The sequence below is a fragment of the Flavobacterium sp. PS2 genome, from assembly GCF_046250155.1.
Taxonomy (GTDB): Bacteria; Bacteroidota; Bacteroidia; order Flavobacteriales; family Flavobacteriaceae; genus Flavobacterium.
On the sequence record NZ_CP176426.1, the window covers coordinates 3,400,477 to 3,413,356 of the forward strand.

Genomic DNA, 12,880 nt, shown 5'->3' on the forward strand with positions numbered 1-12,880 from the left:
TAAACGGCAAAAAAAAACCTTCCATATGGAAGGTTTTAATTATATTAAAAGCGTATGTAACTTGTTCTTAGTTAACTGCACCTTCTAATTCAGCACCTGCTTTGAATTTCACAACATTTTTAGCAGCGATTTGAATAGTTTTTCCAGTTTGAGGGTTTCTACCATCTCTCGCAGCTCTTGCTGATACTGACCAAGATCCAAAACCTACCAATGATACTCTCCCACCTTTTTTCAAAGTAGCACCTACGTTTCCTAAAAATGATTCTAAAGCTAATTTTGCCGCAGCTTTTGTAATTCCTGCATCAGCAGCAATAGCATCGATTAATTCTGATTTGTTCATAATAATTAGTTATTAATTGTTGGTTAAAAAAAATTGTCAATACACAAATTTAGTAGGAAATACGTTCCTTGCAAGTGTTTTGTTTAATTTTAGTTTGAATTGTTAATAACTTGCTTTTTTTGTTCATAAAGCAACCCAAAAGCATCACTAAATTTAGTGAGTAGCCTTATTTTGTTGATGTTAGTAGACCTTTGTGTTGTCAGAAAAAGTAATCCCATTTAGTAATTCTGCAACCGCCATTCGTTTTTTTCCGGGCAATTGTAGGCTTAATAATTGAATATAGCCATCAGTAACTGCAATTTTAATCTCTTTTTTGGTGCTAATTAAAGTGCCTATTTCTAGATTATGTGCTTCCAAAATAGGTTTAGCTTCATAGATTTTTACACTTAATTCTTCTTCTTTATCTTTAAGGAAAGTCCAGGCTGCAGGATAAGGACTTAAACCTCTTATTAAATCATTAATTACAGCTGCTGGTTTTGTCCAGTCTATTTTGCAGTTTTCTTTATTTAGTTTGTATGCCGTTTTAATTTCGGCATTGTCTTCTTGAATTATAGTGGTTACGTTACCTGATTCAATAGCTTGCAAAGTCTCAATAACTGTTTCGCTTCCTAACTGCATTAAGCGATCATGAAGTTGACCTGCATTTTCTGTTGGTTCTATTTCTGTTTCAGAACTAAGAATCATTGCTCCGGTATCAATTTTATCATCTATAAAAAAGGTAGTAACACCAGTTTTGGTTTCACCATTTATTATAGCCCAGTTTATAGGAGCGGCACCGCGATAATTAGGAAGGAGTGAAGCATGAAGATTAAATGTTCCTAACGAAGGCATCTCCCAAACAACTTTAGGTAACATTCTAAAAGCAACAACAATTTGCAAATTAGCATTTAAAGATTTTAACTCCGATAAAAAATCTTCGTCTTTTAAATTGGTAGGTTGTAATAAAGGAAGGTTATTTGCTAACGCATATTCTTTTACAGCCGAATATTTTATTTTCTGACCACGTCCTGCTGGTTTGTCTGCTGCGGTAATAACACCTACAACATTATAATTGTTTTTTATTATGGTATCTAGAATTCCTACTGCAAATTCAGGAGTTCCCATAAATATGATTCTTAATTTTTCCATTATGATTTTAATGTATATTTATTATTCGGTTTTATTATGATACGATTGTCCTCTAGTAATTCTTGTAAAGTATGAACAACATCATCGGCACTATTGTTAGTGCGTGTTTGGATGTCTCTAGAGCTCAAATCTTCAGTTTTTAATAAATCAAGAATAGTTTGTGCGACAGAGTTGTTTGTCTTTTTGACTTTTTTGGTAATACAATAAGAACAAATGCCACAATCGGTAGTTGTTTTTTCTCCAAAATAATCCAGGATCAATTTGCTTTTGCAAGTTTTTTTCTCGTTTACATAGTCCAGAACCGATTGTAATTGGTCTTTCTTTAGGTTGTTCTGTTTTTCAAGATATTTCGAGACCCTATTAATAGTAAGGTCATCTTCTCGTACTTCATTAAATAATATAGAGGCATCATTGTTTTTGCTATTATACTCAATGATTTCTTTTTCTTTTAATTTTTCTAAAACGGTATGAACTTCAGCTTCAGAGCTATTCGATTTTTTAGCAATCAATTGCAGGTTAAACGGAGTTTTCATTTCGTAAATACCAGGGTAAGTACGCAAAATTGCCAGAATAATTTCCTCGTCATTAGAGTTTAGGCTTGTATAACGTATTACCTCTCTCGATTCGATAAGAAATTGCATTGTGATTTTTTCCGAAAAACTTTGAGATAAAGTAATAATTCCTTGACGGTCTAAAAACTGTAAAGCATTGTATGTTTTTAAAGTAGGGAAGTCGTATTTATGACAAAAACGATTCAGATTAAAAGCAAACTCTTCATTAATTCCTTCGCCGTAGGCAATTTGAAAATAATTACAAAGCTTAACGTACATCTTTTTAAGGAAGCTTTTATCTGCTAAATTTTGAATAAACTGATTTTCGGCATTAGCAGTGTCTGATGCACTAGTGAGTAAAACCGAAAAAGATTTTTCGCCATTACGTCCCGCACGTCCAGATTCCTGATAATAGTTTTCGATGTTTTCGGGTAATTGGGTGTGAATTACAGTTTTTACATTGGGTTTATCAATCCCCATCCCAAAAGCATTTGTGGCAACAATAACCTGAGCTTCTTCGCTCATCCATAATTGCATGTTCTTGTCTTTTTCTTTAGTAGTAAGACCACCATGATAATAGGTAGCTTTAAAACCTAAAGATTGTAATTGAGCCGAAATACTCAAACAAGATTTTCTATTACGTACATATATAATAGATGGTTGCGGATTTTTTTTAAGAATCTGCTCCGTTCTGTATAATTTATCTTCGACCTCAAAAACCATGTAGGCAATGTTTTCTCTGGTAAAAGATTGCTGGAAAAGTTTTGGGTCTTTTAAGCCTAATTCAGTTTTGATGTCTTCAATGACCCTTGGAGTCGCCGTTGCAGTCAGAGCAAGAAAAGGAATCTTAGGAAAATGTTTCTTTAATTCCGAAATCTTTAAATATGCAGGACGGAAATCGTGCCCCCATTGCGAGACACAATGCGCCTCATCTATGGCAATAAAATTTATAGGTAAGTTTTTTATGCGGTCAAGAATCCAGTCCGATTGTAATCGTTCAGGTGACAGGTATAAAAATTTATAATTCCCAAATTGGCAATTGTCAAGAAGATTAATAATTTCTTCAGTAGCGATTCCGCCAGTAAGAGCAATTGCCTTTATGTTTCTTTTTTGCAAATTAGCAACCTGATCCTTCATTAATGCTACCAAAGGCGAAACTACCAGACAGATTCCTTCTCTCATCATCGACGGAACCTGAAAACAAATAGATTTTCCACCACCAGTTGGCAATAAGGCAAAAGTATCCTGACCATTTAAAACCGAATCAATGATTTCGTTTTGCAAAGGTCGGAAACTATCATGTTTCCAGTATTTTTGAAGAATCGATAATGCTTCTTGCATTTGTCAGGATTAAAGTTAACAATTTAGAAAACAGTTTCTAGTTTTACCAACCTTAAAAACTCCGACTAAATTTTATCTAAGATATAAAGAATTCGGTTAGATACAGTATCTTTAGGAACCTCAATAAGTTCGTAACCGTATTTTTTATACGTTTCTACCAGATGGCTGTAAATAGTTTTGGCTTGTTCAAAATTTTCGTAACGTTCACCGTCACTCATGTAAATTTCTTCCCAGGGTGGAAGCAGAAAAATTTTAGAATATTTGCAGTCCTCGCACGCAGCTTTAAAATGTTCCGGATAATCATCACCTATATAATCCATATAGGCTACAACATCAGGAATTCCGCGGTCAATAAACACAACTTCCGAAGGTTCTTGTTGTGCGTTCTCGAATTGTTTAATCCGTCCTTCGAGTAACTTTTCGCTAAACAACAAGGGCTTTTCAAGAAACAATTGTTCGATTCCTTCTTTTTGGGCCTCCAGTGTTACTTGTCTCGAAATTTCGGGATAACAGCAATATCCATCGGCTACCAAACCATCAATAATAGTAGACTTTCCCGTACCCGGGCCACCAATAATAACAATAATTTCTTTCTGCACTTTCTAAAAATAAAGTGCAAATTTACCTAAACTTATTGGTATTATACAAGATTATTTTCTTGAAGCGAATGATTTAGGATTTTTTTGTAGGTAAAGTACCTGCTGTTCACTTCAATCTTTTCCTTTTTAAAGAAAAAAGAAAAAGGATTTGCGCTTCCATCAGGGCTATTGAGGTTATAATTTTTTGTACTAGGATTAATTTGGTAAAAAGTGTAAGGCGTAAAGCTTTAAGCGTAAAGCTTTTTTTTAATTGCAAAAAGAGTATTCCGATAACCCTTCCAATTTCTTCGTATTCGGAATAATAATATGCGATTCAAATTTCCTTTTTGTGATTACATTGTTTATAAAGTCAAGAACATAATCAGGTTCTTTGCCAAATAGATAACCGCAAAATTCATGTCCGCCACCGCAAGAGGTAATAAGTACGATGTTTTTTTTAAGAGAAGTCATTTTATTGTAAACCGAATAAGAACCCGAAAGAGTCATAAATCCCATAGAATCATTTGGGCAGGAACGATGCGAGCCAGTTGCATAAGGAACGGTGGAATCTTCACTTCCGTGAGAAAGCAACATCGGAATCGCATTTTTAGCATTAATAAAATCTACATTCATAATTGCGCCAGATCCGCCGATAAGACCTGCATATTTAAAATCACTTGGCAAGTTATCCGAATATAAATTCATTATAGAGTAATCCCAAAAAGTAGCATGAAATGCAATTTCGGCACCAGCGCTAATTCCGGCGATAAAAATCTTCGAAGCATCGATATTATAGGAGCCTTTATTTTTAATCATAAAAGAAGTTGCTTGCCACATATCGCTAACACCAATTTGAATGGTTTTAATTTTTTCAGGTAAAGTTGAGTTGCATCCAAAATCTTTGTTCTTCATATATAAAGTGTACGAAATACTAGCAACTGCGATTCCGTTTTGAGCAAGACTCATGGCGAAATTTTTTTCACCAAAACGATCACCACCCGAAAAGCCGCCACCGTGAGCAAAAATTACAAGCGGTATTTTCTTGTCTGATTTTTTTAGGGGCAAGTATAAATCAAGATCTAGTTTAATGGAATCATTCTCGAAATAAGTTAACGTTTTGATTTCTTGTGCAGTAATAGAAAATGAAGTAAAAGAGATAAAAAGTAATAAATGTAAAAAAGGCATTCTCATTGTGGTGGTATTTTTATTATAATGCGTGTTCAATTACCCAAAGATAAAATAATAAAACAGGATAGGCTAAAATCCCGAGTTTTAACAAATTTAAAGAAGCGTGTTTGGTCTTGTAAAAGAGTAAAATAAGGTTAATTAGGGTTAATGTTTCGCATTATAAAAAAATCATAAATGCTAAATATAAAATCTCAAATCAAAACCGTATATTTGCGTCTATTTTAATGAAAGAATGGACGAAGATAAAGAAAAAACCACCGCCGAATTTTACGAAAGATTAAAGGTTGAGTTAGACAACAGTAACACTTGGCCAGCAGAATATTTGTATAAATTTATTGTGCCTTCAGTAGCAGATAATGTTGAGCGCGTAGAGAAAGCTTTTGATAGTATGGGAGCAGTAATTAAAACTACAAAATCCAAAACGGGTAAGTTTACCAGTGTTTCGGTAGATGTTACTATGAAAAGCTCAGATGAAGTAATCAGTAAATACCAAGAAGTTTCTACAATTGAAGGTATAGTTTCACTATAAATATGATCGAAAAATATAAAAAAGAAAATGCGAATGATGTTGTTTTTAATTTAGAATACAATTCTGAAAGACAACATTTAATCATTCCAGAGTATGGTCGTCATTTGCAAAAATTGATAGATCAGGCTACTGCTATTGAAGACGTTGAACAACGTAACAAAGCAGCCAAATATATTATTCAGGTAATGGGAAGCTTGAATCCGCATTTGCGCGATGTACCCGATTTTCAACACAAACTTTGGGATCAGCTTTTTATCATGTCTGATTTTAAATTAGATGCTGAATCTCCTTACCCAATCCCTTCTCGCGAAGTATTACAGCTAAAACCAGATGTATTAAAATACCCTCAAAATTACCCAAAATACAGGTATTATGGTAATAACATCAAATACATGATAGATGTTGCCAACAAATGGGAAGATGGAGAGATGAAAAATGCATTAGTATTGGTAATTGCCAATCACATGAAAAAATCTTACCTGAGCTGGAACAAGGATACCGTAAAAGATGATGTTATTTTTGAACATTTGTACGAACTGTCAGATGGTAAAATAAATCTTCTACAAAGCACAGAAGAACTCCTAAACACAACAGATTTATTACGTACTAATAAACGTATATCTAATAAAATCACACCAGCTGGACAGCCTAAAATTCAGAACAATAAGAATATAAAAGGACCAGGGAAATCAAAGCCGTTTCAAAAGAATAACAATCAGAAGTAAAAAAAAGTTGCTAAGACACTAAGTGACTAAGTAGCTAAGGTTTTTTAGCTCAGAACCTTAGAAGCTCAGAGCCTTAGAAGCTATTAAAGAATAATCAGAAGTAAAAAAAGTTGCTAAGCATCTAAGTGACTAAGTTGCTAAGATTTTTTGAAAAGAGAAAACTTAGAACCTCAGAGCCTTAGAAACTTAAAAAAGAAGAATCTTAAAAGAAGAATATGGGAATTTTTAAAATCGAAGGTGGAATTCCTTTAAAAGGAGAAATCACTCCACAAGGTGCAAAAAATGAAGCGTTACAAATTTTATGCGCGGTACTTTTAACCTCAGAAAAAGTAAAGATTAATAACATTCCTGATATTATTGATATCAATAAATTAATTACGCTTTTAGGAAATTTAGGCGTAAAAATTCAAAAAAACGAACCAGGTTCAATTACATTTCAAGCCGATGAGGTAAATGTAAACTACCTGGAAACTGAAGCTTTCAAGAAAGAAGGTGGAGCACTTCGTGGTTCAATCATGATTGTTGGGCCGCTTTTGGCACGTTTCGGAAAAGGATATATTCCTAAACCAGGAGGAGATAAAATAGGTCGTCGTAGATTAGATACTCACTTTGAGGGATTCATTAATCTAGGAGCAAAATTTAGATACAACAGAGAAGATCACTTTTATGGTGTTGAAGCTCCAGAAGGATTAATAGGAACTGATATGTTGCTTGATGAAGCATCAGTAACAGGAACTGCAAATATTGTAATGGCAGCAGTTTTAGCCAAAGGACAAACAACAGTTTACAACGCAGCTTGCGAGCCTTACTTACAACAATTATGTAAGATGTTGAACTCTATGGGAGCAAAAATCTCAGGAGTAGGTTCAAACTTACTAACAATCGATGGAGTAGAAAGTTTAGGTGGTTGCGAGCACAGAATTCTTCCAGATATGATCGAAATCGGATCTTGGATAGGGTTGGCAGCAATGACAAAAAGCGAAATCACAATCAAGAATGTAAGTTGGGAAAACCTAGGGTTGATCCCTAATACATTCAGAAAATTAGGAATCACAATAGAAAAACGTGGTGATGATATTTATATCCCTGCTCACGTAAATGGATATGAAGTTAAAACTGATATCGATGGATCAATCTTAACCATTGCCGATGCGCCATGGCCAGGATTTACACCAGATTTATTAAGTATCGTTTTGGTTGTGGCAACACAAGCAAAAGGAGATGTTTTAATTCACCAAAAAATGTTCGAAAGCCGTTTGTTTTTCGTAGACAAACTAATCGACATGGGGGCAAAAATTATGTTATGTGATCCGCATAGAGCCGTTGTTATGGGACATAACTTCGAGTCACAATTAAAAGCAACAACAATGTCATCTCCAGATATTCGTGCTGGAATCTCATTATTAATTGCAGCTCTATCAGCAAAAGGAACAAGTACGATACAAAATATAGAACAAATCGACCGTGGATACGAACGTATCGACGAGCGTTTAAGAGCAATTGGAGCAAAAATCGTGAGAGCGTAGATAAAATTCTCAAATGACGAATGAACAAAAAGCTATAAAAGCTACATACTTTAGTATAGTTGGAAACACCTGCTTAGCCGTTATAAAAGGCTTGGCAGGTTTTTTTGGCAATTCTTATGCCTTAATTGCAGACGCGATTGAATCGACTACCGATATATTTTCGTCCTGTTTGGTACTATTCGGAATTAAATATTCTAACAAACCAGCAGATGAAAATCATCCTTACGGACATGGTCGTGCAGAACCTTTAATCACATTTTTGGTCGTTGGATTTTTAATTACTTCAGCAACAATTATTGGTTACGAAAGTATTGCAAATATTCAGAATCCACATGATTTACCAAAATCCTGGACCTTGTATGTATTAGGAGCAATTATTGTTTGGAAAGAATATTCTTTTCGATTGGTAATGAAACGTAGCAAACAAACAAATAGTTCATCATTAGCAGCAGATGCCTGGCACCATCGCAGTGATGCAATTACATCTGTAGCCGCTTTTATCGGAATTTCGATTGCGCTAATCATGGGGAAAGGTTACGAATCTGCAGATGATTGGGCTGCTCTTTTTGCAGCTTTCTTTATTTTATACAACAGTTATAAAATTTTCAGACCTGCGCTTGGCGAAATAATGGACGAAAATTTGAATGATGATTTAGTCGAAGAAATCAGAATAAAATCTTTAACCGTAGTAGGTATTCTGGGAACCGAGAAATGTTTTATTCGTAAAGCAGGAATGAAATACCATGTAGATCTTCACGCCATCGTATCGGCTAAAATTTCGGTAAAAGAAGGACATGAACTTTCACATAAATTACAAGATACACTAAAAGAAAAAATCCCCCAATTAGGGAATGTTTTAATTCATATTGAGCCAGATGATTATCACTGATTTTTAAGGTTCAAAGGTTTTTTAAAGGTTCAAAGGAACAAAGGTTCTGAGGAGCTAAGGTTTCTTTTAGCAAGACAAAAAACGAAATCCGTTTATTCTTTTATATAGAGTAAACGGATTTTTTTTAAGGTTCAAAGTTTTTTTAAAGGTTCAAAGGTTCAAGAACAAAGGTTCAAAGGTTCTGAGGGACTAAGGTAACTTTGTCAAAGTTTTTTTACTTTGACAAAGATTCATCCTCAAATTTCTACTTACTAATGTGATTTCTCCTTTGTCGAAGTGACAAGATTGGAAGGAATCTGCGTGAAATCATCACTAAACTACTCCAGAATATTTAGAAACTTCAATCCAAAAACGACTCCGTTTTGTTGTATTCCGTTTTGATAAGAGTGAACATAATCTATACGAAACATTCTGAATTTCCCGAAACCAAGATTGTCTAATCCAACTGTAAATTCAGAATAGGGTTTAGTATTTGGAATTTCAAGAGAATGGAATCCTATATTTAAAGTTGATTTTAATTTATTAAATAAAGGAATCTTGTTCATAATATATCCATTGTCATTATGCTCCATATGAACCTCAAAATAACTATCGTTTGTACTATTTGTGTAATAGGGTAAGAGATTAAATACATTCAGATATCTATCGGCTTGACCTATATGAGTTTGGTTTCCGTTAAAATGTTTGTAATCCATAAAAGCGATGTTCTCGGCATTAAAGAACTTACCAGCTTTTATGTTTATTCCCAAAAGACCTTTGTTTCCTAAAGTTAAATCATATCGTACTGCTGCACTTATAAGATCAAATTCATACTTTTTCTCGCTGGCTGCTAAAGCTTTTTCATAACCTAAAGATAAGGTTGGGTATTTCTCATTCTTAATATTATATTTTCCGTCTGGTCTGGAAATATATTTGTTACCAAAACTAATTCTAGTGTTCAAATTAGCTTTTACCAAATGATGTTTCTCAAAAGGAGAATTCACAAAGTCATTTGGCGCAAGCGGATTGTTAGAAGAGTAAAAATCATTCTTATTAAAGAAAGAGTAATCGGTAGTATTAAATAGAGGTTTACGTTGCTCGTACGCAACTTTTGCACCTATAGTAATGCCGTTGGCTACATTTTGAGTATAGGCTAGTTGAGCAAATTCCAGATTGTAAACTTTCATATAGTTATCCTTAAAGAATAAAGAACTTACCGAGTTAATAAAATTACTTATAGGTTCAGTATTATTAAACTGATTTACTTTTGTACCTCCAGAAGCAAAGATTGTAGCATAATTTTGATGATTAAAGGTATGCTTAAACTCCCCAGTAACACGCAAACGCTCATCCGAGAACCCATAATTTATTGCGGTACTTATTGAGGTTTCTTTGCCTTTTTCCTCATTCCAATTTTTATAAGAAAAACCAGTTCCAATATTAAAACCCTGAACAGTATTAAAACTGAGAGCGCTTAAATCGAATAGTCCGTTATACTTAAACGAATATTTCTCGAAAGTATTTTTGTGTTCATGACCAAGTAAAATGTCAAAGAAATTAAACTTGTTATTCTTGGTATCAATAGAATCGGTGTATTTTCTCGATGTTCGAATAGTTTGTAAACTATCTTTCTTGATATAATCTGTACTTTCTTCGATAGTTAAAGGAATTGGGCGGATAGAATTCCAATAAGAATCATCTTTTTTATTAGCATTAGTTTCAAAACTTACGATTTCATTAGTGAAAGTTTTCTTTTCAAAAGAATCCGGAAATTCATAATTGGTATATACATAATTAAACTTTCCTGTAAATTGAACCCCAAATGCTCCAGCAGTAAAAGATAAACTTTGAGCATTTTTTGCCCACAATTTATTTTTAGAATTATAACTAAAGCTTTGTTTAAGATTCATTATTTGCGTTAGCTCATTCTTGATTCGATACCCTTTTATATCTAGGTCAATGGCATAAATGGCAAAACTATCATCGATAATATAGATATATCCTTCAAAAACTGGTTCTTTATCACGTTTAGGGATAACCTTTATTTTGTTTATTTGCTGGTTGTTCTCATCAAAGAAAGTTCCTTCTAGTTTGTATTTGTAGTAATTAAAGGCATTATCGGCAATAGGAGAAATCATTCTTACACCAAACTTTAATGTGTTATTATAAAAATCATAAGTAGATAAACTTGCCGTATTATAGCTATACCCTTTATTGTTACCCGAAATTTTAGATGCGATTATTTTCTCCTTAAGATTATCAGGTTTCTCAAATGTAATTTTAGAAATAGTTTCAGATAGATACAAAACACCTGTTCCTGTAGAGTCGAGATTAGAGGCCATTTCATCGCCGATATCTACTTTAAGACCCATTATCTTTTTAGGTAAATCTTTGATTTTGAACATTCCTTTAGAATAAAAATCGGCTGTGTATCGTCCTGTTTTTTCCGAATTGTCTTTTTTATTGGCAATCGCACTTCTTATAATGTCATTGGCGGGATTATCCTTAGGATTAATTATTACTTCGTTAAGAGTGAAGTTTTCTTCCAGTAGTTTTACGTCCAGTGTGTATGGTGATGCTGAAGAGGGAACAGTTAGTTTTTGAGCTTTAAACCCTAAATATTGAAATATGATTTTGTTCTTGCCAATCTCTTTTACATTGAACTGGTATTTTCCTTGTTCGTTGGATGTAGTGCTGTTATAAGTATTCTCTTCGAAGATGGAAACAAACGGTAGAGGATTTCCTTTTTCATCCGAAATTGTTCCTTTAATCTGTGCGTAATTTGAAAATGAAAGTAGTAAAAAGGCAAATAAAATAAAGTTTTTCATATAGGTACATTTCTTATTTCAAAAATAAAAGAAGTTAGAAATGAACCTATTAAAACTATGTTAAATGATTTATAGCACTTTAACTATAAAAAAGAGCGTATAGCAAGCTCGTAGCTTTTTAAACCAAAACCAAGAATAACGCCTTTGGCATTTCCAGAAATATACGATTGGTGGCGGAAACTTTCGCGTGCATACGTATTAGAAATGTGTACCTCGATAACAGGAGTCGTAACAGCTTTTATAGCATCGCCAATACCTATTGAGGTATGTGTATAAGCTCCCGCATTTAGAATAATACCATCATAGTTAAAACCAAATTCTTGTATTTTTCCAATTAATTCGCCTTCGATATTACTTTGATAATAGCTTAGTTCAATAGATGGGAAAGATGTTTGTAATGTTTCAAAGTAATCTTCAAAAGTTTGAGATCCGTAAACTTCAGGTTCTCTTTTTCCTAAAAGATTCAAATTTGGTCCGTTTATAATGATAATTTTCATGTACTATAATTTTAAGCAATTCTGATTTGTTTTTGAATCCATTTTACATTTCACTCAAAACATTTCATTAGTAGCGGTGTAAAAATAAAAAAACCGTTCCAATAAATAGAACGGTTTTCGTAAAAGTATGTGATATTATTTCTTAGAACATGAATCCAGCTGAAAGTTGGAAAACAGAGTTTTTAACATCTGCATTTTTTGAAGCTTCAGTTAATCCTATTCCGTAACGACCTTGAACAAAAATGTTTTCAGTAAGTTTAAATCCTAATCCTGCATTAAGACCGAACTCAAAAGTTTCACCATTTTTCACATCAAAATCATTTTTCTCACTTAATAAGAACGATGCTTGAGGTCCTAATTCTAAACTAAATGATTTAGTTAAATAAAACTTAGCCATTACAGGAATAGATAAATATCCTAATTCATTTTTAAATTCATCAACAGCAGTTTTATAAGTTGCTCCTTGAGTAGAGTATAAAAGTTCAGGTTGGATAGAGAATTTTTCAAGTAATTTAATTTCCGCTACTACACCCGCATGGTAACTAGTGATTCCTTCTTTGTCTACTTCAATTCCGTCAAAAGCACTATCTCCAGTTTGATTTGCAAAGTTAACCCCTGCCTTTACACCAAAACGTAATAATTGTGCTTGCATTGTTGCTGATGTTGCTATGAACAGTACAGCTACTAAAATTATTCTTTTCATAAAATTCTTTTTAAAAGTTTGATTGATTTTTCTGTAAGTTAAAACTCTTATAATTTGCAAATATTGTTTAAATATTAG

At 33.3% G+C, this 12,880-nt stretch carries 12 protein-coding genes; 4 read left to right on the forward strand and 8 right to left on the reverse strand.

Annotation, left to right across the window (positions count from 1 at the left end):
- Positions 1 to 67: 67 nt before the first annotated feature.
- The 5 genes from ACJ6WR_RS14860 to ACJ6WR_RS14880 all read right to left on the reverse strand — a co-directional run bounded on the left by ACJ6WR_RS14860 (position 68) and on the right by ACJ6WR_RS14880 (position 5,129).
- Positions 68 to 340: an HU family DNA-binding protein gene (locus tag ACJ6WR_RS14860; RefSeq protein ID WP_017498096.1), complete on the reverse strand. Its 273-nt coding sequence runs from the start codon at positions 338 to 340 to the stop codon at positions 68 to 70.
- A 180-nt stretch (positions 341 to 520) separates the two neighbouring features.
- Positions 521 to 1,468, reverse strand: a complete 948-nt coding sequence (gene fmt, locus ACJ6WR_RS14865) for a methionyl-tRNA formyltransferase (protein WP_039118057.1) — start codon at positions 1,466 to 1,468, stop codon at positions 521 to 523.
- Positions 1,468 to 3,360, reverse strand: coding sequence for an ATP-dependent DNA helicase RecQ (locus tag ACJ6WR_RS14870; RefSeq protein WP_409415643.1), 1,893 nt, complete (start codon positions 3,358 to 3,360; stop codon positions 1,468 to 1,470). Before ACJ6WR_RS14870 ends, fmt begins: the two co-directional genes overlap by 1 nt.
- 65 nt (positions 3,361 to 3,425) lie before the next feature.
- Positions 3,426 to 3,959, reverse strand: a complete 534-nt coding sequence (locus ACJ6WR_RS14875; protein ID WP_039112277.1) for an AAA family ATPase — start codon at positions 3,957 to 3,959, stop codon at positions 3,426 to 3,428.
- A 246-nt stretch (positions 3,960 to 4,205) separates the two neighbouring features.
- Complete coding sequence (locus ACJ6WR_RS14880; protein ID WP_409415644.1) at positions 4,206 to 5,129, reverse strand: alpha/beta hydrolase; 924 nt, start codon at positions 5,127 to 5,129, stop codon at positions 4,206 to 4,208.
- 229 nt (positions 5,130 to 5,358) lie between these two features.
- Between ACJ6WR_RS14880 and ACJ6WR_RS14885 the strand changes: the two genes are divergently transcribed.
- From ACJ6WR_RS14885 to ACJ6WR_RS14900, 4 genes are all read left to right on the forward strand, one after another.
- A complete protein-coding gene (locus ACJ6WR_RS14885; protein WP_039112275.1) occupies positions 5,359 to 5,655 on the forward strand; it encodes a DUF493 family protein in 297 nt (98 codons plus the stop codon).
- Positions 5,656 to 5,657: 2 nt separating this feature from the next.
- Positions 5,658 to 6,380: a DUF4290 domain-containing protein gene (locus tag ACJ6WR_RS14890; RefSeq protein WP_409415645.1), complete on the forward strand. Its 723-nt coding sequence runs from the start codon at positions 5,658 to 5,660 to the stop codon at positions 6,378 to 6,380.
- A gap of 215 nt (positions 6,381 to 6,595) precedes the next feature.
- Entirely contained in the window at positions 6,596 to 7,906 is a 1,311-nt protein-coding gene (gene murA / locus ACJ6WR_RS14895; protein ID WP_409415646.1) for a UDP-N-acetylglucosamine 1-carboxyvinyltransferase, read from the forward strand.
- 13 nt (positions 7,907 to 7,919) lie between these two features.
- A complete protein-coding gene (locus ACJ6WR_RS14900; protein ID WP_039118052.1) occupies positions 7,920 to 8,795 on the forward strand; it encodes a cation diffusion facilitator family transporter in 876 nt (291 codons plus the stop codon).
- 317 nt (positions 8,796 to 9,112) lie between these two features.
- Here ACJ6WR_RS14900 and ACJ6WR_RS14905 read toward each other — a convergent pair whose 3' ends face one another.
- From ACJ6WR_RS14905 to ACJ6WR_RS14915, 3 genes are all read right to left on the reverse strand, one after another.
- Positions 9,113 to 11,602, reverse strand: a complete 2,490-nt coding sequence (locus ACJ6WR_RS14905; protein ID WP_409415647.1) for a DUF5686 and carboxypeptidase regulatory-like domain-containing protein — start codon at positions 11,600 to 11,602, stop codon at positions 9,113 to 9,115.
- Positions 11,603 to 11,685: 83 nt separating this feature from the next.
- A complete protein-coding gene (gene aroQ, locus ACJ6WR_RS14910; RefSeq protein ID WP_039112270.1) occupies positions 11,686 to 12,099 on the reverse strand; it encodes a type II 3-dehydroquinate dehydratase in 414 nt (137 codons plus the stop codon).
- A 142-nt stretch (positions 12,100 to 12,241) separates the two neighbouring features.
- Entirely contained in the window at positions 12,242 to 12,802 is a 561-nt protein-coding gene (locus ACJ6WR_RS14915; protein ID WP_409415648.1) for a porin family protein, read from the reverse strand.
- Positions 12,803 to 12,880: the final 78 nt, after the last annotated feature.

Excerpts from the sequence above, each read along its gene's own strand:
- ACJ6WR_RS14860 (WP_017498096.1), bottom strand. The coding sequence starts at position 340 with ATGAACAAATCAGAATTAATCGATGCTATTGCTGCTGATGCAGGAATT.
- fmt (WP_039118057.1), bottom strand. The coding sequence starts at position 1,468 with ATGGAAAAATTAAGAATCATATTTATGGGAACTCCTGAATTTGCAGTA.
- ACJ6WR_RS14870 (WP_409415643.1), bottom strand. The coding sequence starts at position 3,360 with ATGCAAGAAGCATTATCGATTCTTCAAAAATACTGGAAACATGATAGT.
- ACJ6WR_RS14880 (WP_409415644.1), bottom strand. The coding sequence starts at position 5,129 with ATGAGAATGCCTTTTTTACATTTATTACTTTTTATCTCTTTTACTTCA.
- ACJ6WR_RS14885 (WP_039112275.1), top strand. The coding sequence starts at position 5,359 with ATGGACGAAGATAAAGAAAAAACCACCGCCGAATTTTACGAAAGATTA.
- ACJ6WR_RS14890 (WP_409415645.1), top strand. The coding sequence starts at position 5,658 with ATGATCGAAAAATATAAAAAAGAAAATGCGAATGATGTTGTTTTTAAT.
- murA (WP_409415646.1), top strand. The coding sequence starts at position 6,596 with ATGGGAATTTTTAAAATCGAAGGTGGAATTCCTTTAAAAGGAGAAATC.
- ACJ6WR_RS14900 (WP_039118052.1), top strand. The coding sequence starts at position 7,920 with ATGACGAATGAACAAAAAGCTATAAAAGCTACATACTTTAGTATAGTT.
- ACJ6WR_RS14905 (WP_409415647.1), bottom strand. The coding sequence starts at position 11,602 with ATGAAAAACTTTATTTTATTTGCCTTTTTACTACTTTCATTTTCAAAT.
- aroQ (WP_039112270.1), bottom strand. The coding sequence starts at position 12,099 with ATGAAAATTATCATTATAAACGGACCAAATTTGAATCTTTTAGGAAAA.
- ACJ6WR_RS14915 (WP_409415648.1), bottom strand. The coding sequence starts at position 12,802 with ATGAAAAGAATAATTTTAGTAGCTGTACTGTTCATAGCAACATCAGCA.